The organism is Kitasatospora sp. NPDC015121 (genome assembly GCF_055562955.1).
Genome location: NZ_JBVHEH010000026.1, coordinates 71220 through 95972 on the forward strand (window position 1 = coordinate 71220; position 24753 = coordinate 95972).

Annotated in this window: 24 protein-coding genes; 10 read left to right on the forward strand and 14 right to left on the reverse strand. The window is 62.8% G+C overall.

The genetic code is table 11. The annotated features are described in order from the left end of the window. The first annotated feature begins 201 nt into the window (after nt 1-201). From ACZ3J7_RS31565 to ACZ3J7_RS31575, 3 genes are read left to right on the forward strand one after another with little or no spacing between them, the layout of a single operon-like run. Nucleotides 202-2301: a hydantoinase/oxoprolinase family protein gene (locus ACZ3J7_RS31565; RefSeq protein ID WP_166810047.1), complete on the forward strand. Its 2100-nt coding sequence runs from the start codon at nt 202-204 to the stop codon at nt 2299-2301. Then, nucleotides 2301-4241, forward strand: coding sequence for a hydantoinase B/oxoprolinase family protein (locus tag ACZ3J7_RS31570; protein WP_124567290.1), 1941 nt, complete (start codon nt 2301-2303; stop codon nt 4239-4241). The genes ACZ3J7_RS31565 and ACZ3J7_RS31570 overlap by 1 nt, the downstream gene beginning before the upstream one ends. A gap of 14 nt (nt 4242-4255) precedes the next feature. Further along, complete coding sequence (locus tag ACZ3J7_RS31575) at nt 4256-5089, forward strand: NmrA family NAD(P)-binding protein (protein WP_298772592.1); 834 nt, start codon at nt 4256-4258, stop codon at nt 5087-5089. Between the two features lie 6 nt (nt 5090-5095). Here ACZ3J7_RS31575 and ACZ3J7_RS31580 read toward each other — a convergent pair whose 3' ends face one another. The 5 genes from ACZ3J7_RS31580 to ACZ3J7_RS31600 are packed head-to-tail and all read right to left on the reverse strand — an operon-like array spanning nt 5096 to nt 9520. Further along, complete coding sequence (locus tag ACZ3J7_RS31580) at nt 5096-6106, reverse strand: YdcF family protein (protein ID WP_095971648.1); 1011 nt, start codon at nt 6104-6106, stop codon at nt 5096-5098. 25 nt (nt 6107-6131) lie between these two features. Continuing rightward, entirely contained in the window at nt 6132-6938 is an 807-nt protein-coding gene (locus ACZ3J7_RS31585; RefSeq protein ID WP_298772594.1) for an ABC transporter ATP-binding protein, read from the reverse strand. After that, nucleotides 6938-7720, reverse strand: a complete 783-nt coding sequence (locus tag ACZ3J7_RS31590; RefSeq protein ID WP_260395442.1) for an ABC transporter permease — start codon at nt 7718-7720, stop codon at nt 6938-6940. Before ACZ3J7_RS31590 ends, ACZ3J7_RS31585 begins: the two co-directional genes overlap by 1 nt. Before the next feature lie 2 nt (nt 7721-7722). After that, nucleotides 7723-8505 carry an ABC transporter permease gene (locus ACZ3J7_RS31595; protein ID WP_200313044.1) on the reverse strand — a complete coding sequence of 261 codons (783 nt, stop codon included), beginning with the start codon at nt 8503-8505 and terminating at the stop codon, nt 7723-7725. A gap of 10 nt (nt 8506-8515) precedes the next feature. Continuing rightward, nucleotides 8516-9520, reverse strand: a complete 1005-nt coding sequence (locus ACZ3J7_RS31600; RefSeq protein ID WP_298772603.1) for an ABC transporter substrate-binding protein — start codon at nt 9518-9520, stop codon at nt 8516-8518. 195 nt (nt 9521-9715) lie between these two features. On the opposite strand from ACZ3J7_RS31600, the gene ACZ3J7_RS31605 reads away from it, so the two are divergent. Genes ACZ3J7_RS31605 through ACZ3J7_RS31615 form a run of 3 tightly spaced genes read left to right on the forward strand, consistent with a single transcriptional unit; the run spans nt 9716 to nt 11735 of the window. After that, entirely contained in the window at nt 9716-10498 is a 783-nt protein-coding gene (locus tag ACZ3J7_RS31605; protein WP_095971653.1) for an IclR family transcriptional regulator, read from the forward strand. Continuing rightward, nucleotides 10495-11307 (forward strand): alpha/beta fold hydrolase, encoded by an 813-nt coding sequence (locus ACZ3J7_RS31610; RefSeq protein WP_095971654.1) that lies wholly within the window; start codon nt 10495-10497, stop codon nt 11305-11307. The genes ACZ3J7_RS31605 and ACZ3J7_RS31610 overlap by 4 nt, the downstream gene beginning before the upstream one ends. Before the next feature lie 41 nt (nt 11308-11348). Further along, the gene (locus tag ACZ3J7_RS31615; RefSeq protein WP_296555205.1) at nt 11349-11735 is read left to right on the forward strand and encodes a RidA family protein; all 387 of its coding nucleotides are present in this window, start codon (nt 11349-11351) and stop codon (nt 11733-11735) included. Nucleotides 11736-11748: 13 nt separating this feature from the next. Here the strand turns inward: ACZ3J7_RS31615 and ACZ3J7_RS31620 are convergent, their stop codons facing one another. The 9 genes from ACZ3J7_RS31620 to ACZ3J7_RS31660 all read right to left on the reverse strand — a co-directional run bounded on the left by ACZ3J7_RS31620 (nt 11749) and on the right by ACZ3J7_RS31660 (nt 20964). Further along, nucleotides 11749-12999 carry a reverse transcriptase family protein gene (locus tag ACZ3J7_RS31620; RefSeq protein ID WP_298772608.1) on the reverse strand — a complete coding sequence of 417 codons (1251 nt, stop codon included), beginning with the start codon at nt 12997-12999 and terminating at the stop codon, nt 11749-11751. 240 nt (nt 13000-13239) lie between these two features. Then, a complete protein-coding gene (locus ACZ3J7_RS31625; RefSeq protein WP_124567282.1) occupies nt 13240-14181 on the reverse strand; it encodes an ABC transporter substrate-binding protein in 942 nt (313 codons plus the stop codon). A gap of 41 nt (nt 14182-14222) precedes the next feature. Next, entirely contained in the window at nt 14223-14930 is a 708-nt protein-coding gene (locus ACZ3J7_RS31630) for a class II aldolase/adducin family protein (protein WP_095971657.1), read from the reverse strand. Further along, nucleotides 14927-16081, reverse strand: a complete 1155-nt coding sequence (locus ACZ3J7_RS31635; protein WP_003946051.1) for an LLM class flavin-dependent oxidoreductase — start codon at nt 16079-16081, stop codon at nt 14927-14929. The genes ACZ3J7_RS31630 and ACZ3J7_RS31635 overlap by 4 nt, the downstream gene beginning before the upstream one ends. Further along, on the reverse strand, nt 16078-17187 hold the full coding sequence (locus ACZ3J7_RS31640) for an LLM class flavin-dependent oxidoreductase (RefSeq protein WP_298772624.1): 1110 nt from the start codon (nt 17185-17187) through the stop codon (nt 16078-16080). The genes ACZ3J7_RS31635 and ACZ3J7_RS31640 overlap by 4 nt, the downstream gene beginning before the upstream one ends. After that, nucleotides 17184-18227 (reverse strand): ABC transporter substrate-binding protein, encoded by a 1044-nt coding sequence (locus tag ACZ3J7_RS31645; RefSeq protein WP_298772625.1) that lies wholly within the window; start codon nt 18225-18227, stop codon nt 17184-17186. Before ACZ3J7_RS31645 ends, ACZ3J7_RS31640 begins: the two co-directional genes overlap by 4 nt. Continuing rightward, a complete protein-coding gene (locus tag ACZ3J7_RS31650) occupies nt 18211-19053 on the reverse strand; it encodes an ABC transporter ATP-binding protein (RefSeq protein WP_095971774.1) in 843 nt (280 codons plus the stop codon). The genes ACZ3J7_RS31645 and ACZ3J7_RS31650 overlap by 17 nt, the downstream gene beginning before the upstream one ends. Then, nucleotides 19050-19907 carry an ABC transporter permease gene (locus ACZ3J7_RS31655; RefSeq protein WP_095971660.1) on the reverse strand — a complete coding sequence of 286 codons (858 nt, stop codon included), beginning with the start codon at nt 19905-19907 and terminating at the stop codon, nt 19050-19052. Before ACZ3J7_RS31655 ends, ACZ3J7_RS31650 begins: the two co-directional genes overlap by 4 nt. A 4-nt stretch (nt 19908-19911) precedes the next feature. Next, complete coding sequence (locus ACZ3J7_RS31660) at nt 19912-20964, reverse strand: NrtA/SsuA/CpmA family ABC transporter substrate-binding protein (RefSeq protein ID WP_298772628.1); 1053 nt, start codon at nt 20962-20964, stop codon at nt 19912-19914. A 247-nt stretch (nt 20965-21211) separates the two neighbouring features. Here ACZ3J7_RS31660 and ACZ3J7_RS31665 point away from each other — a divergent pair, with 247 nt between their 5' ends. The 4 genes from ACZ3J7_RS31665 to ACZ3J7_RS31680 all read left to right on the forward strand — a co-directional run bounded on the left by ACZ3J7_RS31665 (nt 21212) and on the right by ACZ3J7_RS31680 (nt 24659). Beyond that, a complete protein-coding gene (locus tag ACZ3J7_RS31665; protein ID WP_298772630.1) occupies nt 21212-21961 on the forward strand; it encodes an IclR family transcriptional regulator in 750 nt (249 codons plus the stop codon). 117 nt (nt 21962-22078) lie between these two features. Further along, complete coding sequence (locus ACZ3J7_RS31670) at nt 22079-22549, forward strand: NfeD family protein (protein ID WP_124567276.1); 471 nt, start codon at nt 22079-22081, stop codon at nt 22547-22549. After that, entirely contained in the window at nt 22546-23361 is an 816-nt protein-coding gene (locus ACZ3J7_RS31675; RefSeq protein WP_298772632.1) for a slipin family protein, read from the forward strand. The genes ACZ3J7_RS31670 and ACZ3J7_RS31675 overlap by 4 nt, the downstream gene beginning before the upstream one ends. A 59-nt stretch (nt 23362-23420) precedes the next feature. Continuing rightward, a complete protein-coding gene (locus tag ACZ3J7_RS31680; protein WP_298772634.1) occupies nt 23421-24659 on the forward strand; it encodes an HNH endonuclease signature motif containing protein in 1239 nt (412 codons plus the stop codon). The last annotated feature ends 94 nt before the right edge of the window (nt 24660-24753 follow it).

The window sequence follows — 24753 nt, forward strand, 5'->3', positions numbered from 1 at the left end:
GTAACCCACATGGGCGCCGGCGAAGATCCGCTCGTGATCGTGCGCCGAACCTTGGTCCCCCGATTCGGCGAATTGTGACAAAGAATCCGCTCTTCCGAACCTGTGGAATAGCACTACACGTCAGGTACGAGCCACTTACCGGCTAGGCCACAACCGTCGATCGGTACCAGACGAGACGAGCCAAAGATCCCAGGAGGAAGCGTGGAACCCAGGAAGATTCGGGTCGGTATCGATACCGGCGGAACGTTCACCGACATCGTGGCAGTGGACGACGAAACCGGCGCCATCGTCACCACCAAGACCCCGTCCACCCCGGCGGACCCCGCCGAGGGCTTTCTCGCCGGTATCGAGAAGGTACTCGCCAAGCTCGGTGAGAGTGGCGACTCGATCGGCGCGGTCAGCCATGGCACGACGGTTGCGACCAACAAGCTGCTCGAAGGCAAGGTCGAGAATCTCGGCTTCATCACCACCGAGGGCTACGAGCACGTTCTCGAAATCGCTCGTCAGTCGGTGCCGGACGGTTACGGCAACTCGTACTTCTGGGTCAAGCCCGAACGCATCGTCCCTGCCGATCGTGTACGCACCGTCGGTGGACGCCTTTCCTTCGACGGCAGCGAGATTCGTCCGCTCGACGAAGAGAGTGTCCGCAGCGCAGCGCAGTTCTTCAAGGACCGCGGTATTCGCACTATCGGCGTCTGCCTCATGCACTCGTACGCAGATCCGACGCACGAGGAGCGCGTACGCGACATCCTCTTCGAAGTCTTCCCCGATGCGACGGTGAGCATCTCGAGCCAGGTGCTGCGTGAGTACCGCGAGTACGAGCGGTCCATCACCACTCTCGTGGACGCCGCGGTCAAGCCGAACATCCGCAACTATGTGAACAACATCGCGAATCGCTTGCGTGAGTTCTCGACCACCGACGGCGAACCCCGCGACATTCCGTTCTACGTCATGAAGTCCAACGGCGGTGTTCTCTCGGCCAAAGAGGTTGTTCACCAGCCTATTACGACAGTACTTTCGGGACCGGCTGCCGGTGCTCTCGGTGCCGCGCTGATCGCCGATGCGGCCGGCGTCGAGCAGGTGTTGACCTGTGACGGCGGCGGAACATCGACGGACGTCACCGTCGTGGTTCGGGGCGAGCCCGCGCTGACCACCGAAGGGCGAGTGGGCAACTACCCGTCGAAGATCCCGATGATCGACGTCGTGACCGTCGGCGCCGGCGGTGGCTCGATCGCGTGGATGACGCCGGAACACACCCTCCGAGTCGGCCCTCAGTCGGCAGGCGCCGATCCCGGCCCGTTGTGCTACGGCAAGGGCGGCAGCGAACCGACCATCACCGACGCGCACGTACTGCTCGGACGCATCCCACCCCACCTGCTCGGTGGCGAGATCCCTCTCGACACAGAACTGGCACGCAAGGGCCTCGAAGAGCTTGCAACACAGCTCAGTCTGGGCTTCGAGGAGTGTGCAGTCGGCGTCCTCGAGGTCTCGGCGTGGAACCAGGCCAACGCCCTGCGTCAGATCACGGTCAAGCGTGGCCTCGACGTTCGTGACTTCACCCTCGTGACGTTCGGCGGCTCCGGCTCCCTGCTCGCCTGCCGTCTCGTCGACATTCTGGGACTGAAAGACGTTCTTGTCCCGCTCAATCCGGGTAACGTCTCCGCGTTCGGTCTGCTGACGGTCGATGTCCGCAACGACTACGTCCAGACGCATGTGAGTCGTCACGACCGGTTGAAGGCAGAAGACCTGCAGAGCCAGTTCGACGCGCTGGCCGGCGAAGCCGAGATCGCGCTCGCCGAAGAAGGATTCGACGAGACGCAGCGCAAGTACTCCCGTACTGCGGATCTACGTTACCTCGGTCAGGCCTTCGAGGTTCGCGTCCCGGTGGCGGAAGGTACCGTCACGGCGCAGATCATGGACGACGCGGCCGAGGCGTTCCACCAGGCGCACCGCGAACTGTACGGCTACGACTTCCGGGGAGACCCGTCGCAGCACGTCGAGTGGGTCAACCTGCGCGTGAGTGGCATCGGCCCGATCAAGCGTCCGACGCTCAAGGAGATCCCCGCCGGCACCGGCGCCGACTCGGCTCTAACCGGTTCGCGTCAATCGTATTTCGACAGCTGGGTCGAAACGGCTACCTACGACCGCACGCTGCTCGGTGCGGGTGACGTCATCGAAGGACCGGCCGTGATCGAGGAGTTCAGCTCGACTGTCCCGATCCATCCCGGATTCTCGGCACGTATCGACACCTTCGGGAACATCCGTATCTCGAAGTCTTCCGACTCGAACGGAGTGAAGTGATGACCGCCATTCTCGATGCTGCTGCTGCCACCGCGGCCAAGCCGTACCGACTCACCGCTACCGACGGCGCGTCACCTGATCCGATTCTGGTCGAGATCGTCGCCGGTTACCTCGCCAGCGTGGAAATGGAGGTCGAGACCTCCATTTCGCGCACCTCGCGCTCACCGATGATCCGTGACGCTCACGACTTCCGCGCGGGTATTCACGACCGGAACCTCCGCAAGCTCACGGGCCGTTCGTATTCCGCGCTGGTCCATCCGATCGCCCGGGACTTCCCGCTCGAGACGATGAAGCCGGGAGACGTGTACTTCCACAACGACGTCTACCTGTCCGAAGGTGGCATCGGCCACCTCCCCGACCTGTGCGTCACGGTGCCTGTCTTCGCCCGCGTCACTCCCGATGCCGAGCCGAAAGTTGTTGCGTTCGTTCAGGCATTCGGTCACCACGACGACATCGGCGGTTGCTGCCCTGGCTCCATGCCGTCCGGTGCCACCACGGTGTACGAAGAGGGACTGATGGTTCCGCCGATCAAACTGTGGGACCAGGGAGTTCCCAACGAGGCCGCGCTGCGCATCATGACGCGTAACTCCCGCATGCCGGATGCACTCGCCGCTGACCTCGACGCCGAGTGCTCGGCGTGCCTGATGGGTGCGCGTCGACTCACCGAACTCTTCGAGCGATACGGAGTCGACACCGTCGAGTCGTGCTTCGACGCGATGATGGACGCGACCACCGAGACGTACCGCCGCGAAATCCTCAGTAAGATCCCGGTCGGTGAGTACACATGGGAGGACTACGCCGAGCACGACGGCGTCGACGAGCCGATGCTCCACATCCAGCGCATCACGCTCACGAAGACGCGGCCGGAGGACGAGGGCGGCGAGCGACTCATCCTGGACTTCAACGGAACCGGACCGCAGGCGAAGGGTCCGATCAACCACTGCGGTGACTACGCGGACGGAAACTTCCTCATCAAGTGGTTGGCCCCGATTCTGCGTAACCTCGCGGACACCCCGGAGCGCATGGCCGAACTGGATGTCAACGAGGGCGTCGTACCGCTGATCGAGATGAAGTTCCCCGAGAAGGGAACATTGATCACCCCGATCTTCCCTGCCCCCACCAACGCTCGCACGTTTGTCATCCTCCGTCTGCTCGGAGTGCTGGCCGGCGTCGTCGCCAAGGCTGTGGACGGAAACATGCCCGCCGATCAGGAGACCATCAGGTACACCGGTGTGTACGGCGAGGACTTCGAGGGTCACTCGTACCTCATGCGTGAGGTGCTCGGTGGCGGTTCCGGCGGACGCTACTACGCCGACGGTGAGGACACGATTCACGTCGTTCCCGACTCACGGAACCTGCCGACCGAATTCACCGAGAGCCGTTTCCCCTTCATCGTCGAGAAGCTCGGTCTGGCCATGGATTCCGGCGGAGCCGGACGCTACCGCGGCGGCCTGGGATACGAGAAGCACATCCGCATGCTCAAGGATGCGCACTTCATGTCCATCGCGGACCGTTCGATCCTCGCCTGCTGGGGAGTCAAGGGCGGCAAGGCCGGTCGGCCGTTCTCCGTCGTCCTGGATCCGGGTGGACCGAACGAGCGTGAGTTCGACGCACTGACCGATGCCGAGCCGATCAAGGCCGGCGAGGTCGTACGGATTCGTACCACCGGTGGCGGCGGTTGGGGAGATCCACTGGAGCGCCCGATCGAAGAGGTCTTGCGAGACATTCAGTGGCGCAAGGTTTCCGTCGAAGGTGCACGCGACGACTACGGTGTAGTCGTGATCGACGGTGACGAGCCGTCCGTCGACGAGGCTGCTACCACGGAGCTGCGAGATCAGTTGCGCTCGGAGCGCGGCGAGAACGAACCCTTCTTCGATCGGGGTCCGGGCTACGCGCAGCTTTCCGGTGGCGCCACCTCAGCGGTCTACGACTACGTCTAGGACGGAAAACTCTCATGGAGAACGGAATTGCTCGCGGCGCCGACATCGCGGTGATCGGCGCCGCGGGTAAGACCGGTGAGGCCCTCGTCGCTGCACTGCCGCCGAGCGTGACGGTGCGGCGACTGGTGCGAAAGGCACGAGTCGAGGGCGACTACGAGGTAGAACTCGAAACGGGTAGTGGGTTGCGCAAGGCACTTGCGGGGTGCAGAGGGGTGTACTTCATCGCCCCGAACGTCCATCCCGACGAGCCCGCACTGCTTCGCAATGCGCTGACGGCAGCGGCGTCGGCGGGAGTGGAACACTTTGTCTATCATTCCGTGGCGTGGCCGTTCAGCCCGTCCATGCCGCATCACCTGGACAAAGCCAGGTGCGAGGACGAACTGCATCGTTCGCCCTTGAAATGGACTGTGCTGCAGCCGTGTGCGTACGCGCAGAATTTCGAAGCGGTACTCACGGGTCGATCCGACACCATCGTCCTGCCGTACAGCGCGGAAACGAAGTTCTCGTTCGTGAGTTTGTCAGATGTGGCGGCCGTGGCCGCGGTTGTTCTGAGCGAGGGTCCGGGCGAGCATCACGGAGCGACGTACGAAGTGGGCGGCCCGGAATCGCTCAGTGTCATGGAGGTGGCACAGATGGTGGAAAAGCAGACGTCACGTACCGTCGCGATAGATCAGATCAGCGTGGATCGGTGGCGCGAACAGATCGGCACTGGTCTGGATGTCAACGCCAGTTCACGATTGGCTGCGATGTTCGAGTTCTACAACCACCACGACTTCCTTGCGGGCAGTGCTGCTGTCGAACTGCTTTTGGGTCGCCGACCGATGGGCGTCGAGAGCCTGATTCGGTGATGCTTGCTACGCAATACCTCCTGCCGCCCAGACCACCAGCGGTGGCAGGGCGGCCAGGATCAGGCAGACCGTTCCGTTGAGCCACTTGTGCTCCACCGTGACGGCGGCGAACTCGCGCAAGGTCGCGCTCGGCAGGTAGTACCGGGCGGTGTGGGAACCGATGACTTCCGCGTCCAGATCGAGGCTCCGGGCAAACGTCGCGGTTCGCAGTATGTGGAAGTTGCTGGTGACCAGAACCATTCGAGGCTTCGTGGTGTTGGCACGGAGAAGGTCCCTGGTGTACTCGAGGTTCTCGAGCGTGGTGGTCGAGCGGTCCTCGAGCATCACGTTCTCACGCGGTATCCCGTGATCGACGAGGTAGACGCACATTGCCTCGGCCTCGCTGACCACCTCGTCCGATCCCTTCCCGCCGCTGACGACCAACAACGGCGAACGTCCTTCGGCCACCTCGGCGCGAAAGACGTCCGCCGCCTTGTCCAGACGGCTGGCCAGCAGGGGCGTCACGTCGGCACCCGAAAGTCCGGCGCCGTGCACCACTATCGCGTCCATCCCGGGCTGGTACTTCTGGCGTCCGTAGACGTAGGAGTAGAGCAGAAAGCTCGTGAACAGAAACCCCAGGTACGACGCGACCAGACTGAACGATCCGAGAACGACTGCGAGCCAGTACCTCTGCGTCAGCAACGCAGATGCGAGCAACACGTAGGGAACGAGCAGTCCGAGACCCGCGACGAGTGAGAGCAGATTCGCGACGCTGAATCCCTCGCGTCGCAGCATCGTGACCCCGTTGACGATCAGGAATCCCGCGAGCAGGAGCACCAGCAACGGTGAGAGCAGAGCGATCGTCGCGATGACAAACGACGGAACCTCGGTTCCCGGCGCACCCGACTGCAGCATCCACAGACCGGTGAAGATCAGTCCGAGAAGTAGATAGACGCCGTTGCTCAGCCTCCGCCGATCCTGCCTGAACCGGTAGCCGCAGAATCCGAGCAGCGCGAGGCCGATGAGGAGAAGGATCACGGAGCCAGCCTAAGCGAGGCGCCCACTACACGGGCGCCACCACCTTCGACTGCTGGATCGCGGACAGAACCCTGGTACGACACTCGATGAACAGTGGGTCCGCCTTGGTGGTCAGTTGGTCCCGAGCACCGATCAACGGAACGTCGACGATGTCCTGCATCAACGCCGGCGTTCCGCCGAGGACGACCACTCGATCGGACAGGTACACCGATTCGTCGACGTCGTGGGTGACGAGGAGGACGGTGATGCCAAGATCACGTTGAAGCGTCAGCAGCAGGTCCTCGAGTTCCGCGCGGGTCTGGGCGTCGACCGATGCAAAGGGTTCGTCCATGAGTAGAACCTGCGGCCGATAGGCGAGGGCGCGGGCGATCGCTACCCGCTGCTGCATTCCGCCGGACAACTGCCAGGGGTAGGAACGCGCAGCTCCTTCCAGACCGACGACGGCGAGCGCCTCGGTTACCCTCTCGTTCTGAACCCTGCGTGCCAGGCCGTTGCCCCGCAGCGGCAGGCGAACGTTCTCGCCCACTCGAAGCCAGGGCATCAGTGTGCGTCCGTAATCCTGTGACACGAGCGCAAGAGTGGCGGGCGGAGCGTCGATCGCGATCCCGGCGATGCGGACCTCACCCGTGGTCGGCTTCTGCAAACCGGCGATGCACCGAATCAGGGTGCTTTTGCCGATACCGGAATGTCCGACGATGCAGACGATTTCTCCGGGTGCAACCGAGAGATCGATCCCGCGAAGCACTTCGCGGCCGGTAGGTCCGCCGTAGGTCACCCCGAGGCCGTTCAGTTCGACTGCGGGGGTGGATGCCGCAGATTCTGTGGATGACATCAGTTTCCTTTCACTGCGAGTGCGCCGTGGGTCCGAGGCTGCCATCTGAGCAACCATCGTTCGATCACGCCATAGCCGACGTTGAGCACGTACCCGATGATTCCGAGCAGGAGGATTCCGGACCACATGTCTGCGATGGCAAAGGTCTGTTGCGCGACGATCACGAAGTGGCCGATTCCTGCAGTGGAGACGTACATTTCGCTGCCGACCATGATGACGACGCCGATCGCGAGACTGGTACGGATGCCGACCGTTATCTGAGGCATCGCTCCGGGGAGGAGTACCTGCGTGACCAGCAGGGGTGTACGGATGCGATAGCTGCGCGCCACCAAGCGGATACTCGGGTCGATGGAGCGAATGCCGTCGAGGGTGTTGAGGAGTATCGGCCAGACCGCGCCGAAAGCGATGGCGGCGACGTTGCCCGAGGAACCAGTACCGAAGACGATGAACAGGGCCGGCAGGACAGCGAGTGCGGGTATGGCGCGGAAGAACTGGAGGAACGGATCAGCGATCTCGGCAGCCAGTGGGAACAGAGCAAGAAGCAGACCCGCCCCGATGCCGAGCACCAGCGCCACGGTGAGGCCGAAGGCAAGATTGGTCAGGCTGGGTACGACATCTCGAGTAAAGCCTGCACCGAACCAGTTGTCCACAAATGCTTTCCAGATTCGTGACAACGGCGGAAAGTACGGCGACTTACTCGACGCGGATCCGAAGTACCACACGACGACGATCAAGATCGGCAGCCACAACTCCCACGCGAGGAGTCGAATCCCGGACATCATCTTCACGTCGTCATCCTCCTCGGGATGTAATGCCAAGCAAGTAAACGATTCTCGATTGCCATCACAGCGAACGCGAGTAGCATGCCGAGCACTCCGGCGACGACGATGAGTGCAAACATTCGGTCGGGGACGGATTGGCTCAGCAGGATTTCCTTGCCGAGTCCGGGAACCCCGGCGATCAGTTCGGCACCGATGGTCAGTAGCAAACTCAGTGTTGCCGAGATACGAATTCCCGTGAAGATGTAGGGCATCGACGCGGGCGCGACGACGAGAGCGAGTCTGCGCCACAGTGGAAGTCGGAAGGATCGTGCGGTGGCCAGTAGTTCCGGATCGACATTGCGTACTCCGTGGATGGTCTGGAGCAGAATCGGCCACACGCTCACCGCCACGATCAGCGCAACCGCCATACGTTGCGTCGGGCCCATGATCAACAGAAAGAGGGGAATGATCGCGAGCGGCGGAACGGTCCGGCAGAAGTCGATGACGAAGCGCGAAGAGACTGTCAGGAACGGGTGCGCGGCGAGCAGCAGTCCTGCCGGGATTCCGATCACCAGACACAGCGCCAAGCCGATGGCGGTTGTGGTCAACGTCTGTCCCAATGACGTCCACAGCGAAGAGGTACCGAGTTCGTCGACGAACGCCACTGCCACGTCACTGAACTTCGGAACACCCTTGACATTCTCGTCGCCCAGCATTCCGAAGACCTGCCAGGCGGCTGCCAGCGCGAAGAGCGTCAGCAGCCGTCCGAGCAGTACCTGCCTGCGGCGTGTTTTCGGGGTTGTCAAGGCGGACAACTCAGTTGGCCGGGGTCTGCAAGGATTCGGTATCGACCGACTCCGTCAGAACCCCGTACTTGACCAACAGTTCGATCTCCGCCCCGAGAGTGCCCGGTTCCACTACTGCGACGAACTGAGGATTCTTGCTGTTGGCCAGCATTTCGAGCGGAATCTTGGCTTGTGTCGAGAGTGCAGCCTTGACCGCGCCCGGATTCTGATTGGCGTAGTCGACCGATTTGGCAAGCGCCGTACGGAATTTAGCGAGAGAGTCGGGGTTCGCATTGACAAACGATTCCGAAGCGACCAGCGAGGTTCCTGGCACGCCGGGTGCGGCCAGGGGGAAGGGGTGGCCGAGGATCTTCAGCCCGGAGTCGGTTGCCTTGCTCAGGAACGGATCGATGAGGAATGCTGCATCGGCTCCGCCAGTGGAAACGAGGTCACCGAGGTTGGGCATGGGCGCTTGGATGAACGAGACCTTGTCGGCTGCTCCGCCGGATTTCTCCACCGCGGCAGAGATGACCGCCTCGCTGACAGACTTCAAACCGCTGATCGCAACGGTTTTGCCTTCGAGGTCACGGAATCCACTGATGGAACTGTCCTTGGCGACAACGAGACCGGATTGGTCGACATCGTCATTCGCGGCAAAATTCGTGAGCCCTCCGACGATGGTGACGGGCATGTTCTGGCTGCGTGCCTGAATTGCGGCAGCGGCAGTCGTGGCTGCCATATCTGCATTTCCACTGAGCAGCAACGGAATCTGAGCCGAGGAGCTGGCCCCGCCCTCGACGAGCTGAATGTCGAGTCCCTCAGCGGTGAAGAATCCTTGCTCCATACCCAGCCAGATCGGTGCGAAGTCCGCGATCGGTTGAGGTGCGATACGAATCGTGGTGGTCTGGGTGCCCCCGTCGTCGGAGGCCGTGGCGTCGCTCGAACAGCCGGTCAGTGCCAAAGCAGCCGTCGCGACCGCTGCCAGGGCAACAACTCTGAACCGTGGTGTCGACCGAAGGGTATGTCCAACCGTCATGTCCGAAAGCCTCTCGCTGGGAAAGATAGGACTTCCTTGCCGGTAATCCGGTGGGAAGGTGAAGACGCTCAAAGAATTCCGTACGCCGGAACGATTGTTGTGACTATAGTAATTTCCTAGGCGAATGCCAAGGGTTTTCCAAGAACACGAGATTTCGGATCGCCGGGTACTCACACGGCACCGGGAGGGGATCGGATGACGAAGGGTTCTGCGTCCGCCGTCGACAAAGCGCTGGATCTACTCGAGGCCATCGCGCGCTCGACCACGCCGATGAAGCTCAGTGAGCTGGCAGAAGAAGTCGGGATGCTCCGCCCGACTGCGCACCGAGTACTTGGCGAACTCGCGAACCGTGGTTGGGTCTTCCGCTACGACGGTCGCTATCTCCCCGGCCCGGCTGCACTGCAGGTTTCTCACGAAGCGGCAGCGCATTCGTTGGCGGCCTTGTGCGATCCGACCATGCGGGTGCTGTCCGAGAGCACGGACATGATGGTGAATCTGCAGGTTCTCGAGAGTGGCGGGACTCGGATCATCGCGGCGCTGCGTCCCGAGCGACTCAAGATGATCACTCGGATGCTCGGGGATCTACTTCCGCCGCACCGGTTCGCGGGACCGCTCGCGTTGGTGGCGGCACTCGAGGACAATACCCGGGCGCCTTACCTGGCAATGGTGGAAAAGAGTGGCTATCCACTCGAAGGCCCCACCGGGTTCCTCGCCGACATCGCCGAGACGCAGAAAACCGGATTCGCGGTCGTCCACAAACGATCTCAGGACATCATCGGTTCGGTCTCGCGGGCAGTGTCCTCTCGCAAGGGCTCTCCCCTCTGCGCGTTGACGGTGATCGGTTTCGACACCGACTTCGACGCGAAAACGACACGGATGGTCGAAGAACACCTGCTGCGGGCGACCGATGAAGTGCAGCAACTCCTTACTGACCACACTTCGGGCAAGCGCCCGTCCGACGCAGGAGAAGAAGGATGATTCCACGGACCGAGGGCTTCATCACCGTCGCAGACGGCGAACGGGTCTGGTACGAGACTGCCGGCGAGGGCCCGGATCTGATTCTCACGCACGGTCTCGGCGGCAATGCCGCGGTCTGGTACCAACAGGTACCGTACTTCGCTCAGCATTATCGGGTAATCAGCTGGGATCAGCGAGGATTCGGCCGGTCTACCAACGAGAACGGCAACCACGGCCCGGTAGCCGCTGTCTCGGATCTGATCGAAATCATGGACCTGCTGGACGTCGATCGAGCGCATGTGGTCGGCCAGTCGATGGGCGGTTGGGCCGCGTTGGGAACCGCGATCGCTGTTCCGGACAGAGTGGAGTCGGTAGTCCTGGCCTGCACGACCGGCGGCATTCCCGTCGGCTTCGGTCCGGACAGTGCACCGCCCCTCACCGCGGCGCCCGTCACCGCGCGGCCCCTGGGGGAACATCCCGCTGTGGGCGGACGGTTGCCGAGCTTGGACATGGCGAGGGCATACCTGTACCAAGCCCTCGGCACCTTCGGTCATCGGCCACCGGACACCGAGTTCTTCCGAATTCTCAAGGCCCACAACTACTCGCCGGAAGAGCTTGCCGCGGTGGCGGCACCGGTTCTGTTGATCGCGGGCGAGCTGGACGATCTGATGACACCCGATCGGATTCGCAGCGCCGCCGAATTCCTGCCTCACGCAGAAGTCGTCGAACTTGCCGACCGCGGCCACTCCCCCTACTTCGAGGACCCACACGCGTGGAACGAGTTGGTGGCGCACTTCCTGGCCGATGTGCGCGCCCGTCCAGTGCTCTGAAGCGCTACTCGTCACGCATATTCCACTTCCGAGGAGATCTAATGGATTCATCTCAGATCGTCGAGTTCATCCCACCCGCTTTCGATACACCGTTCTCCACCGGAGTTCGCGTCGGAGACGTCCTGTATCTGTCGGGTCAGATCGGCATGCTTCCCGACGGAACCTTGGCCGACGGCTTCGAAGCGCAAGCCCGCCAGACCATGGAGAACATCGTGGCTTCGCTGATCGCCTACGGTTCCGGTGTCGAAGCGATCTTCAAATGCACTGTCATGCTTGACGACATGTCACGCTGGCAGGAGTTCAACAAGGTCTATCTCGAGTACTTCCCGGCGTCGAGACTGCCGGCCCGCAGTGCGTTCGGAACAGACGGACTGGCGCTGGGTGCGCACATGGAAGTCGAATGCATGGCGTACACCCCGAGGGTCTGACTGCTCGCGGGCACTAGTCGTCCCAGTCCACACGTTCAGCCAGGCGCAGCAATGTGCGTCGGCGCGTAGTGCTGGTTTCGCCGATGTGCGCGATCCGGCCGTAGATATGGGCGCGGAAGTGCTCGATTCCCGCTCGATTCTGTTCCTGCGCAGAAGTATTGGCGGCATTGTGCAGCAGAGCGCGCAGGCGATCGTAGTCGTCACGCGGATACGACGGTTGGTCGTTGATCACCAGCCCGGTGAGGTGTTGGCGTCGATGAGGGCGCATCACCTTGGTCTTTCGCGGATGTACGGCAAACCCTTCGTCCTGGGCGATCTGCTTGATCGTCCAGAGGAGGGTGCTGACGTCGGCTATTTCGATTCCGGAGAAGGCGAGGTCGTCGGCGTATCGGGTGTAGGTGAGCCAGTTCGCCTGTGCGAGTGCGCTCGAGCGGATGTCGAATGTGCGCGCGACGAGATTCGCCAGTGCCGGCGAAGTGGGCGCGCCTTGTGGCAGATGCGCGGTGCGTAGCTGTGATGCCTGTGCATAAGGTAGACCGCGCAGAGTATCGGCAGGTGTTGCAACAGTGCACAATCCGGTGAGCACTCCTGCCACGGCGGGTGGGTAACCGAGAGCGGCGAAGACCGCGTGAACACGGTTTCCGGTGATCGACGGGAAGAATTGCATGAGATCCACGCCGATCACGATTTCCGACTGTGCATGCGGCGCTGCAAAAGTCAGTGGACTTCGTCCGCGAACAAACCCATGAGCTGCGTCGTGCGCGGGCACCTGGTCGAGGATGCGGCGCAGAATTTTGCGTTGGATTTCCCGCAACCGGGGTTTGGGTATCTCGAGGAGGCGAGCCCCGGCCTTCTTGCTGATCTGCATCGGCCGGTAGTGGCGCAGTTGCAATGGTTTCGTGCGCAGCCACTCCCCACGGTCGGAGAACCACTCGAGTTCGGAGATCGTCAGATCCAGTGAACGCGCCAGGTCCGCACTGGTGTTGTAGCGCGGGACGTCGAACCGCCACACCGAGGATTCGTTGGTGTCCATCGAGACCGGGACGGGTCGAAGCCGCGGCAGTTCGCGTAGCAATCGGTACAGAGTCTGAGGTTCGAACGGTGGAGCGGGCATGAGATCGAGCACCCGGACGGCCAGCGATGTCGCCGACACACCGTGGACTGTTCCGAACGCCTCCTCGAGTCCACCGAGTGTCCATGGAGCGTCAGCGGCCGCAACTGCCAGACGCCGCGCCAACTCGGGATCGAGCTCGAAGTCACGCATGGATCGAGCCCGAGATGCGGCGGCGTGGGGTGACCAAATCCTTTGTCCGGAGCGGCGGCAAGCACGCGGAGCGTGCCGAGCGCCGGTGGACGCAGTATCCAATTCTTCTGGCCGACCCAGGGGTTACCCCTGAGACTGGTCGCGTGGACCAACTCTCACCCACGCGCCGCCGCATCTCTTCACAATGGCAGACCGTCCGGTATCTGTCACGTGTGAAGCTGATCTGTCAGCTGTGGGTCATCAGATCGACGAACGATCCGAACCGACGAACTCGCTGATCCACGGCACGACTGCTTCGCGGACGGTGACCGCCTTCGGCAGTAGTCCGTTGCTCAGCAGGAGATCGGCCGCCCGCTGCTGCTCGTCGAGGAACTCGTCGGTGACCGGGTTGACGCCGAAAGGACGTCCGCGCAGTGCAGCTTCCCAGGCATCGAGGCTTGCGGACCCACCACGCTTCTCGACGTCGTCGACGAAGATCTGCGCGGCTTCGCGGGGATTGGCTTCGATCCACGCATCGGATTCCTGCAGAGCCTCGATGATCGCCTGAAGGGCCTCCGGATTGGTCTCCGCGAAATCGCGCCGGGTGAACCACAGTGAGGGGTGGCTGAAGAGCCCGTCGGTGGCGATCAGCGTGCGCAGCTCGTGGTTCGCTTCGATGTCCGTCAGCCCCGGGTACGCACCTACCCAGGCATCGATGGTGCCGTCGACGAGATCCGCTCCACCACCGCGCACGTCGGTATCGACGGGGACGATGTCGGACCAGGTCAGCCCCGCCTGATCCAAGGCGAACAACAGAAGTGTGGTCTGCCACGATCCGTGCGCGATGCCGACTCGCTTGCCGCGCAGGTCCTCTACCGTGTTGATCTCGGACTCTGCTTTGACTACCAGGCGCCCGTTCTCCACGCGGGGGCCGGAAATTCCGATGTAGACGAGATCGCGGCCCTGAGCCAATCCGGTGACGGGCGGCGTGAATCCGGTTCCGATCACGTCGTATCCGCCCTCCTCGAACAGCCAGTCCGAGTGCAGGGTCGGCAAGGCGTTCTCCGGGTTGACTGCGGGCTTGGCGGGAAGCTCGCGCAGGTCCACCCACTCGACATCCGGGAGACGACGTTCGAGGATTCCGGTGTGGCGCAGAACGAACAGTGAATTGTTGTGTGGGAAGTATCCGACGCGAACGGTCATGAGATCTACGGTTTCCTGTTCTGAATCAGTGATGGAGGTGGCTAGATGAGGCCGCGTCGGCGCGCCTCGTCGGCGAGCCCGCTACGGCCCCACTGGACGGCGAGGTTGGACGGATCGAATTCGACCGAACCGCCGAGGGATTCGGCGATCGCCTGGAACTGTGCGCCTTCCTCGAGGAGGACGACGAACTTCGCGAGGTCGAGCAACCCGCTGCGGCCGATGACGTTGACCCCGCCGTTGGCTTCGAAGATCGCCACCAGATCGGGATCGTGTTCGAGACGCTCGAGAATGAAATCGCCGGCAGAACGGGACCGATCGATGTGCGGCGGAATCTCTCGGGAGAGCGTCAGCCTCTGCGAAGCCGCATAGCGGATGGGGAGCGTCCGATGAGTCTGTGCCCAACCGCCGAGCCACGGAGTGTGGATGTGGACAACGCTGGTGATTTCCGGATGCTGACGGAAGACGGACGCGTAGCCGGTGACGAAACCGGCCGATCCGTTGCCGGACAGCACTTCTCCGTCGAAGGTGGCGACCACCGGTGACACCGACGGATCGTCCGCCCACGGTCCCGGATCGTTCAGGGCGACTGCGATTTCGGTACCGGGCACGCGTTCGACGAAGTTGACGGTCCCGTTGGCTGCAACCGTTCCGGTCTTACGGAAGACGTCGAATGCCTTGTCTGCTACTTTGCGCGCTTCCTCGACGAATGCTGCAGTATCGGCGTCGAGTCGAGTTTCGGTGGTGGTCATCGAGTCTCCAGTCCAGAAGGTGTGATCGGGGTGCGCTGCAGGAGGGGAAGAACTTCTTCGCCGACGCGGTATGCCTCTTCGAGATGCGGGTTGCCGGCGAGGATGAAGGCGTCGACGCCCAGCTCGCGCAGCTCGTCGAGTCTTTCGGCGACCTGCTCGTAGCTGCCGACCAGTCCGAACGCCGGGCCTCCGCGGATCAGGCTGAAACCGCACCACACGTTGGGCTGCACCTCCAGATCCCGGTAGCCGGTGATGTGTTCGGGTACCCAGCCTTTGATGCGGGCGGCTCCTACCGAATCGCCCTGCGCTGCTCGGTCGGCGGCGCCCTTGTCGACGAAAGCCCACCCCTTCTCGATCTCGGCCCACGCAGCTTCTTCGGTGTGCCGGGCTACGACGTCGATGCGTACGGCGAATTTCGGCGTGCGTCCCAGTTTGGCCGAGTTCTCCCGCACGCCGTCGATCTTGGCTCTGAGATCGGCGTACGGCTCCAGCCAGGAAAGGTAGTAATCGGAGTGCAGTCCGGCGGCGGCGACGGCTGCGGCCGAAGATCCGGAGAAGTACACCTCGGGAAACGGTTGGCCGGCCAGTCCGGGTGGCAGTGCGGCGCCGTGGGTCTGGAAGAAGCGACCGTCGAAGTCGAAAGGTTCACCGTCCCACACACCCTTGAGGACATCGAGGAACTCGGATGTCCTGGTGTAGCGATCGTCGTGGTCGACCTTGTCGCCCCACCACAGCTGAGGCGCTCCACCTCCGCCGCTGATGATGTTGTAGACCAGACGTCCACCGGTTGCGCGCTGCAGACTGGCCGACATCCGCGCGGCCTGGACCGGGTGAAGGAACCCCGGTTGGAACGCAACCATGAAACGGTACGTGGTGGTCTCGGCGGCCAACGCTGCGGCGGTCGCCCACGGATCCTCGGTCATCGGGAAGGACGGCAGCAGCCCACCGAGGAAGCCGGCGGATTCGGAAGCCTTTGCCACCGCGGCCATGTGGTCGATGTAGCTGTATCCGTCCAACTCGCCGCCCCGGATCGCGGGAGCGATGTTGCCCGGCCCGTATCCACCGGCGTCACCGCGGTTGTAGCGACGCGGTGTACGAAGCGACGCGTGGTCGCCCTCCATTCCGATCCGCCAGTAGAAATCTATGCTCATGCGGTGGCCTTCTCTTCTGTGGTGGCCTTCTCTTCCTTGCGGATCCGACCCTCGGGATCGACCAGGTGCAGGAGATGCTCGCCCGCCCGGTGCAGCTCTTCGATGTGTGGCCGACCCGACAGGACGAAACCGTCCACGCCGAGATCTCGATACGACGAGAGTCGCTGTGCCACTTCCTCGTAGCTTCCGACAAGACCGATGCTGTGCTCGTAGCCGATGCGGTCGAATCCGGACCAGAGGATGCCGCCCCGATCGATCTCGAACGCAGTGGAATCGGATTCTCTCAGTTGCCGTTCGACGCGAGCCCAGGCTTCGTCGGCTGTCTCCCTCGCGATGATCGGGATGCGCAGCACCTTCTCGACAGTCCTGCCGAGTTCGGACGCTCGGTCGTCGAGGGCCGTGATCCGCGTCGAGAGCTCGTCACCGGCGAGCGTGAACTGATGGACGTCGCCGTGGTGAGCGGACAGTTCCAGAGCTTCCGGAGAATCGCCGGTCAGATGCACTCGGGGAAAAGGGAGTCCCGACAAGATGCCTCGGAATCCGCCGCCGAGCACGTCGTAGTATTCGCCGTCGAAGTCGTAACCCGTGCCACCGAATCCGCCTGGCAGAATTTGTTCCTCGTTCCATACGCCACGGGCGACGGTCAGGAACTCCGCGGCGCGCGCGTAGCGGTCGGCTCCTCGAACCACGTCTCCGCGAGCGGTGGCATCTTCGGCGTCAGTATCGACCTTCACTCGCCACTCGAGACGACCTGCCGACAGACGCTGAAGTGTCGCGGACATTTTGGCGGCGTAGACAGGAGTGCCGAAAGTGGGATGAAATTCCACGACCACTCGCGAATGACGCGTCTGACGTAGTGCGGCGGCGGCAACGATCCAGGATTCTTCCCCATTCGGATCGTACGGTGCGACAACGCCGTCGACGCCAGACAGTTCGGCGGCGAGAACGATCTGCGCCAGTTCGTCGAAGGGCCCGAAGTTTCCGGGGCGAACATCGGTCGCGATTGTGGTGGGGCGTTGTGCGCCGAATCCGCCTCGACTGTTCAGTGCGGCCACTGCCCGGCGTCCGTCGCCGCGCGAGGGTAGCTCCCAGTAGACCTCGGTCATTTGAGTGTGTCTTTCTGAGCGGCGACAAGTGCGCGTGCCTGTTCGAGGGGTTCGGGCGCCACCCAGGACTGCAGGTCGAAGTCGGCGGCGAGGAAGCCGTGCGCATAGAGGAACTGCTTCTGCACGCCGAGCAGATCGACACGCTCGTCCGACAGGCTCAAATGCAGTCCGGTGTGGAAATTCTCGCCGTACGCTGCCACGACACCCTCGGGCCCCGACTGCGTTTCGGTCTGCAGAACGGCTCGAACCTCGTCTATGTTGGCCGCCGCCCAGTCTGCCGCCCGCAGACTCTCGGCGAGGAAGCCCACGACGACGTCCGGGCGTTGTTCGAGGAGATCTGCATGAACCGTGATCGGACGCGGTGTGCCGTTGTTGACGCGATCACGAAGGGATGCAGTGGAATCGAGGTCGACAGCTACGGCGAGGCCGTGTTCGCGGGCAACTTCCTGGGCGCGGGCGCCCTTGACGTAGATGGCGTCGACGTCGCCGCGCAGCAAGGATTCGACACCCCACGTCGTGTTGCGGGTCGAGGAGGCGGTGCTGACCTCAGGTGCTGCCGTCGTTGCAACCTCGACGAGGGTGACGTCGGCAAAACTCAACTCGCCCAGTCGAAGCGCGGAGGCGAACCCGTGCAAGGACATGGCGCGGGGGAAGCTCCTGGCTTGATCGGCTGCCCACGCCGGGATTCCGATCCGGGCGCCGGCCAGCAGGCCTGCTTCTCGGATGTCGGAGTCTCCACGCACCAGGATCGCCTGGGCCTCGTCGATCCAGGTGAGCCCGATGAGCCTCGTCGGAGAACCACTGGCACGCGCGGCCAGTGCCGGGACATTGCCACCTTCGCGAATGAGTCCGGAGAGATGGTGGTCGAAATGGCGTACTGCCAATTCCGGTCCGGCATCTTGTAGTACGCCGAATCGCACTCCGGATTCGGTTGCCGTCCGGTCGAGCCATCCGAGGCTGTTCGCGAGGCCGCTGGCGGTGGGAACGGGGCAGCGGGTGTACCAGAGTGTGTCGATTGCGGAATCAGCGATCAATGTCATGACTGTCCTGTCCGTCGGGGAAGGTGCGTCCGACGCCGAGTTCCTTCAGGAAGCTCGCTCGGTAGCGCAAAGATTCGGGATCGTTCCGGTCGCGGGGGCGTGGCAGATCAATGTCGACGTCCACGGCAAACCCACCCTTGTCGAGAATGAGTACCCGGTCGGCAAGTCGTACGGCTTCGTCGACGTCGTGCGTGACCAGCAATACCGCGGGACGGTGGCGGGCGACCAGATCGCCTACCAAGTCCTGCATTTGGAGTCGCGTGAGGGCGTCGAGTGCGGCGAAGGGTTCGTCGAGTAGCAGCAGTTCAGGTTCGCGAACGAGGGCGCGAGCCAATGCGACGCGTTGGGCCTCACCACCGGAGAGCGTGGCCGGCCAGGCACGGTGCTTGTCCGCGAGGTTGACCTCGGAGAGTGCGTTGCGTGCGTTGTCGGTCACCTGCCGTGAGCGCTTCTGTCCGACTGTGACATTGGCGAGAACTCGCTTGGACGGTATCAATCGTGGTTCTTGATAGACGACTGTGCGGTCGCGCGGGACCAGCACCTCACCGCTGTCCGGTGCTTCCAGTCCGGAGAGCACGCGCAGCAGTGTCGTCTTGCCCGTTCCGCTGGGGCCGAGGAGGACGACGAACTCGCCACGAGTGATCTCGAGGTCGATGCCACCCAGAACGGTCTTGTCGCCGAACGACTTACGCACCCCGGTCAGTGAGACCGCTACTGGTGAACCGGCCCGTCGCTCGGCCGCAGTGGTGCCGGTCCGCTCACGGGTCGCCAACGGCGGCAGAGGTGCTTCGGTGGATGGCAGCGAGCCGATGGCTGTGTTCGTCATCGTGCCACCGACAATCTCCGCCACGGCATGGAGTACCGCTCGATCAACCTGACCACGGCGTCGAAAATCAGGCCCAGCGCCGCATACATGACGATGCACAGAACCATGTAGTCGGTGCGGTTGTATTCCTGCGCCAGGGTCACCAGATATCCGATGCCCTCGCGGGTGCCGACCTGCTCGGCTGCGATCAATCCCGTGATGCTCAGCGAGAGGCAGATCCGAAGCCCCATCAGAACGCCGGGGAGGGCGGTCGGAAGAATTGCTCCGAACACCAGTCGCCAACCCGTCAGGCCGAAACCTTGTGCCGCTTCGACCATCTTGCGATCGACCCCGCGCACTCCCAGGTAGGTGTACGCGTACATCGGGGCGACGGTAGCGACCGCGATCAGCACTACCTTGAAGGTTTCGTCGATACCGAACCAGGCGATGAACAGCGGAACGAGCGCGAGGAACGGAACCGCGCGGTTGATCTGCATGGCCCCGTCGATCAGTTCTTCGCCGAGCGAGGAGAGGCCGGAGAGTACCCCGAGCACCAATCCGACGATCACGCCGACCGAAACACCGAGTGCAGCACGTTGAAGCGACGCGAGACCGAAGTCGACCAACTGGCCCGACTGGTACAGCTCGGCGAAGGCCGTCCACACGGCGGGAGGTCCGGCCAGGATCTCCTCTCGAATCAGTCCGGTAGCCGACCCGATCCACCATCCCGCGACCAACAGAGCCGGAACCAGGAAGCGGAGGGGGATCGAAATCCACTTAGGTCGGGTGCGATTGCGCCGGTAGCGCGGCGTTTCGAGTTGTGGATGCTCCACTGACTGCGGCGCCGTTCGAGCGGGGCGGGTCAGCGTCACCATCGGGTCACTTCCCCTCGGTGGTGGGCGCTGCCGCTGCTGAACCTGCCACAGCGCCCTGGAGGTCGAAGATCACGTCACTACCCTTGAGCGGCTGCTGGATCACCTTGTTCTCGGCAAACAGCGTGGAGATGGATTCGAGGTCGGTAGCGTCGGCTGCAGTCGGGTAGCGGAAGTTGGTGATCTGGCCGCCCAGGGTGATCGCGTCGTCGAGTCGCTGTCCGGAGAGAGCGCGCGGACCGGTCTGTTCGAAGACGTTCTCGAACGCTGCCGGGTCGGCCTGCTGCTTCGCGGTGAGTTCCTGGGTGACCTCGAGGAACTTCTGGACCACCTCGGGATGCTCTTCGAGAATCGCGGTGCGGCCGGCGATGATGGTGCTGTCCACGGAGTCGATGCTCGCCTCGGTTGCGATCTCGACCGCACCCTTGGCCTTGGCCTCCTGGTACGGAATCAGGAACGATGCCCACGCGTCGACCTGTCCGGTGGAGAACGCCGACGCGGCGTCTGCCTGTTGCAGCGGAACGCGTTCGACGGAATCGATCGGCACTCCGGCCTGTGTCAGGGCCTTCAGCGTGATGTACTCGCCCTTACCTGCCGGGTTGACGGCGATGCGCTTGCCGGCCAGATCGGCGACGGTCTTGATGCCGGATTCCGGAGTGGCGATGATGCCGGCCTGGTCCTTGTTGTAGGGGTCCGACGTGGCGAAGATGCGGACACCCACGTCCTTGGACAGTGCGCCGACGACGGGACTGTATGCGCCGGTTTGGATGTCGAGCTCACCGCTGTTGAACAGTTTGAGGTTGGAGCTGAATCCCGGCGTGGTCTTGACCCATTCGATCTTTGCGCCCAGCGGTGCCAGCGCCTCGTCGTAGGTTCCGTCGCGCTTGCCGACGGCGATGGCACCGGAGTTTCCGGGATCGAAGACCTTGAGCGTGAAGTCGGCGCTGGAATTGCCTGCGGCGCTGTCGGAATCGGAAGAGCCACACGCCACCGCCAACCCGGCCAGCGGGATCAGGGCGAGCGCAGCGGCAGCTCGTGGCAGTCGGCGGAAGCGGGACATGTATGTGGCTCCTTCAGGCGTTGATTCGTCAGAACTGACGACGATGACGCTATTGGGTGCGTGTCCGTTTTACCCCCGTTTGTTTTCTGGAGATTGGAAATCTTGACAACATCGGAAGTCTGTTCATCTGGGCTTTTGTAGGTCCTCGCCTAGTTCCTTTCCGCCTGATGGAAAGGATGGCCGGACTGCTGGGTCCGTGTTAGCGTCCGATTCTCAGGTCGATCAGGCCACAGCGAAAGGATCGTTCGTGACGGACGCACGCGGCGCGGGAGTTCAGACGGTAACCCGTGCCCTGACCCTGCTCACATGTTTTCGCAGTGGCGAAGAACTGGGAGTCTCGGAAGTTGCGCGGCGACAGGAGCTTGCGGTCAGCACCACGCATCGATTGCTGCAGTCGCTCGTCGACGCGGGGTTCCTCGAGAAGGACGACGCAACCAGTCGGTATCGCATCGGCGCGGCGCTGGCGGCTTACGGACAGGTCTCCTACCGGCAGCATCGGATCTATCTGTCCGAGCCCTATTTGGAGCAATTGGCCGCGACGACAGGAGCATCCGCCTCCCTGGCAGTGCGAAGCGGAAGTGAGGTGGTGTTGCTCGGGTTCAGTCGGTGGCGCGAGGCCGACGGACATGTGCTACAGGGTGTTCGACTTCCCTTGCACGCGAGCGCCCTGGGGAAAGCCTTTCTGGCTTGGTCCGATGTCGACGATTCCGAGCTCGCCGCGCTGCCACGTGAAGCGACTACCCAGCGCGCGATCACCGATGTTGCCGGTATCCGCCGGGAACTGGAGTTGACCCGCGAGCGAGGATACGGATTCAACGACGAAGAGTTGACCCCGGATTTCCGAACGATCGGAATTCCGATCATCGATGGATCAGGCTCTGTGCGTTACGCTCTCGGGCTTCGTGGTCCGGTCGAGCTGATGATCAACGAACGGATTCCGTTCCTCGCCGACCTTGCCAAGGTGACTGCGCGACAGATCGGTGAAGTGCTTCTCTGAACTGGCGTGAAGCGTTTGTGGCAGATCCGGCCGAACGTGATTACCGTTGAAGTCGAGGGCGCGATCGCACAATGGCTACGCGACGTGACCGCGTCCTCGTGAGCGTGGAGACGAGTGATGACGACGATCGGTGTCGTTGCCCTGCTGCTGGGCGTCCTGTTGATCGTGGTCGAGGCGCATGCCCCAACCGCGGGGGTGCTCGGTGCGCTCGGAGCACTCATGATCGGTGCGGGCGTCTGGATGCTCTTCACGTCCGACGGTATCGGCCAATCGATCGCGATCCCGGTGACGGCGGGGGTCGCGGTGGTCGGCCTGGGCGTGGTGGCGGTTGCGAGCCGAAAAGCGCTCACCGCGCGCCGCGCGCCCGTGCGTACCGGGACGGAATCTCTTGTCGGCTCCGACGCGACCGTTCGCAGCTGGGCTGGTGCGCAGGGTCAGGTCGAGCTTGACGGCGGATTATGGCGTGCACGAATGGAATTCGGGTACGACGATTCTGTTCCCGCCGTGGGTGAATCCGTCGTCGTAGAGCAGGTTCGAGGCCTGACTCTGAAAGTGCGCCGTCGTGAACCGTGGGAGCTGCCGCTATGACCACCGTGCTTGTCGTCTTGTCCGTGTTTGTCGTGCTGATTGCAGTCCTTGTGGGTATGTCGGTGAGAGTCCTGCGTGAGTACGAGCGCGCGGTGGTGTTCCGCCTCGGTCGACTGATCACCTTGAAGGGTCCTGGCCTGGTCATTCTGGTGCCGGCGATCGATCGCATGGAGCGGGTCAGTCTGCGAACCGTCACGCTGAAAATACCGGTCCAGGAAGTGATCACCCGCGACAACGTTCCGGTGAAGGTTACCGCCGTCACATACTTTCGGGTCGTCGACGCCGACCGTTCGATAGTCGAGGTCGAGGACTTTCTGGCCGCCACCTCGCAGATCGCCCAGACCACACTGCGCTCCATTCTCGGTAAGGCCGAGTTGGACTCGCTGCTGTCCGAACGTGAACGCCTCAACGAGGACTTGCAGAAGGTCATCGACCAGCAGACCGAGCCGTGGGGAGTCAAAGTCACCACCGTGGAGATCAAGGACGTCGAGATCCCAGCCAACATGCAGCGCGCCATCGCCCGGCAGGCTGAGGCCGAACGTGAACGGCGAGCCAAGATCATCAACGCCGACGCCGAATTTCAGGCTTCGGCCAAGCTCGCCGAGGCGGCCGAGGTGATCAGTCGCAATCCGACCACCCTGCAATTGCGTTATCTGCAGACGCTTCACGAGATCGGTAGTGAGAACAACTCCACTGTTGTCTTCCCCTTGCCGCTGGATCTTGTCCGGCCCTTTATCGGTGGCCGAGTCGAGGCTACCTCCGCGGCCCAAGAACCTGCCCGTTTCGCCTGGAATGCGAAAGTTGTTGATTAGCAGCTAGTTTCGTTTCCCTATCCCTTGTATTCGAAACTGTGTTCGAATATGATTGCTGCATGGACAGTCGGGATGCGTGGCAGCTGGATGGTGAGGGCCTCAAGGGTGAGGTTCTGGATCTGGTGCGTGTCCGGCATGAGTTGCAGTCGCGGATGGTGTTGTTGATCGTGGAGATGTTTTCCCGTGAGGTTCTCGGCGGGAAGGGTTTTCGGGCGATCGCGCAGTGGTTGCATGGTTCGACGAATCTGGAGATCGGTGAGTGCAGTCTGCTGGTCGGGTTGGCGCGGTTGTTGATGCTCGAACCCGTTGTGGGCGACGCGTTTCATCGTGGTGACGTTGATGCGTTGAAAGCCCGTCAGGTGGCGTCGTTCTGTCAGCATCCGCCCAAGAACATGACGCCGGCGGATGTGGACAAGGCCCGCGGAATCCTGCTTGGCCTGGCGTCGAAGAACGTTGCCGATTGTGATGCGGTGCGGGCGGCGATCCGCCGAATCGAGAAGCAGTACGGAAAACGTGAGGACGGGGTCCCGGTCGGGGAGGATTCGGAGCGTAACGAGTTCTACGCGTCGAAAGGTTTGTACGGGCGCGTGTCGGTGAAGGGTGATCTGGATGCTGTGAACGGGGCGCGTCTGATCACGTTGTTGTCGAGCCTGTCCGCTCCAACGCCGGAGAAGGACGGTGTCAAGGACACCCGCACGCCGGCATTACGCCGGGCCGACGGGTTCTGCGAACTACTGCGCCGGTACGAGCGGGCGGGATTGGGTCCGATCGAAGGCGGGGTGAAACCGCACATCACGATCACCGCCAGTGCGAAAGACATGACCGACCTGAAAGCTCTGAAAGACCTCCTGCCATCAACTCAGGAACTCGGGTTCGCGTGGACGGATTGGGTGGGCCCGATCAGTATCGACACCGCCCGGATGCTGGCCTGCGACTGCACGATCACCCGGATCTTGTTGGATGAGAATGGTGTTCCGCTCGACTGCGGTAAGGAAGCGAGAACAGCGACGGTTCCGCAGCGGCGGGCGTTGGCGGTGCGTGATGGTGGGTGCGCGTTTCCGGGGTGTGGAACACCCCCGGGGTGGTGCGATGCTCACCATATTGTTCATTGGAATGATGGTGGCCCAACGGATCTCGATAATCTGATCTTGTTGTGCGGTCATCATCATCGGACGCTGCACCACACCGAGTGGAGGGTGGAGATTGGCCCGGATCGGAAGTCGGTGTTCTATCCGCCGATGTCGATCGACCCGTATCAGCACCCGATCGGCGGGAACAGCCCACCCACAGCAGCCTGAACCGCGACAACTGGATACGCACGCGCCGGGGAATCACCATGCCCCGGTGCGTGCGGTGCGTGCGGTGCGTGCGGTGCGTGCGGTGCGTGCGGTG

Excerpts from the sequence above, each read along its gene's own strand:
- ACZ3J7_RS31570 (WP_124567290.1), top strand. The coding sequence starts at position 2,301 with ATGACCGCCATTCTCGATGCTGCTGCTGCCACCGCGGCCAAGCCGTAC.
- ACZ3J7_RS31575 (WP_298772592.1), top strand. The coding sequence starts at position 4,256 with ATGGAGAACGGAATTGCTCGCGGCGCCGACATCGCGGTGATCGGCGCC.
- ACZ3J7_RS31585 (WP_298772594.1), bottom strand. The coding sequence starts at position 6,938 with ATGTCATCCACAGAATCTGCGGCATCCACCCCCGCAGTCGAACTGAAC.
- ACZ3J7_RS31590 (WP_260395442.1), bottom strand. The coding sequence starts at position 7,720 with ATGATGTCCGGGATTCGACTCCTCGCGTGGGAGTTGTGGCTGCCGATC.
- ACZ3J7_RS31600 (WP_298772603.1), bottom strand. The coding sequence starts at position 9,520 with ATGACGGTTGGACATACCCTTCGGTCGACACCACGGTTCAGAGTTGTT.
- ACZ3J7_RS31605 (WP_095971653.1), top strand. The coding sequence starts at position 9,716 with ATGACGAAGGGTTCTGCGTCCGCCGTCGACAAAGCGCTGGATCTACTC.
- ACZ3J7_RS31610 (WP_095971654.1), top strand. The coding sequence starts at position 10,495 with ATGATTCCACGGACCGAGGGCTTCATCACCGTCGCAGACGGCGAACGG.
- ACZ3J7_RS31615 (WP_296555205.1), top strand. The coding sequence starts at position 11,349 with ATGGATTCATCTCAGATCGTCGAGTTCATCCCACCCGCTTTCGATACA.
- ACZ3J7_RS31620 (WP_298772608.1), bottom strand. The coding sequence starts at position 12,999 with ATGCGTGACTTCGAGCTCGATCCCGAGTTGGCGCGGCGTCTGGCAGTT.
- ACZ3J7_RS31625 (WP_124567282.1), bottom strand. The coding sequence starts at position 14,181 with ATGACCGTTCGCGTCGGATACTTCCCACACAACAATTCACTGTTCGTT.
- ACZ3J7_RS31630 (WP_095971657.1), bottom strand. The coding sequence starts at position 14,930 with ATGACCACCACCGAAACTCGACTCGACGCCGATACTGCAGCATTCGTC.
- ACZ3J7_RS31635 (WP_003946051.1), bottom strand. The coding sequence starts at position 16,081 with ATGAGCATAGATTTCTACTGGCGGATCGGAATGGAGGGCGACCACGCG.
- ACZ3J7_RS31640 (WP_298772624.1), bottom strand. The coding sequence starts at position 17,187 with ATGACCGAGGTCTACTGGGAGCTACCCTCGCGCGGCGACGGACGCCGG.
- ACZ3J7_RS31645 (WP_298772625.1), bottom strand. The coding sequence starts at position 18,227 with ATGACATTGATCGCTGATTCCGCAATCGACACACTCTGGTACACCCGC.
- ACZ3J7_RS31650 (WP_095971774.1), bottom strand. The coding sequence starts at position 19,053 with ATGACGAACACAGCCATCGGCTCGCTGCCATCCACCGAAGCACCTCTG.
- ACZ3J7_RS31655 (WP_095971660.1), bottom strand. The coding sequence starts at position 19,907 with ATGGTGACGCTGACCCGCCCCGCTCGAACGGCGCCGCAGTCAGTGGAG.
- ACZ3J7_RS31660 (WP_298772628.1), bottom strand. The coding sequence starts at position 20,964 with ATGTCCCGCTTCCGCCGACTGCCACGAGCTGCCGCTGCGCTCGCCCTG.
- ACZ3J7_RS31670 (WP_124567276.1), top strand. The coding sequence starts at position 22,079 with ATGACGACGATCGGTGTCGTTGCCCTGCTGCTGGGCGTCCTGTTGATC.
- ACZ3J7_RS31675 (WP_298772632.1), top strand. The coding sequence starts at position 22,546 with ATGACCACCGTGCTTGTCGTCTTGTCCGTGTTTGTCGTGCTGATTGCA.
- ACZ3J7_RS31680 (WP_298772634.1), top strand. The coding sequence starts at position 23,421 with ATGGACAGTCGGGATGCGTGGCAGCTGGATGGTGAGGGCCTCAAGGGT.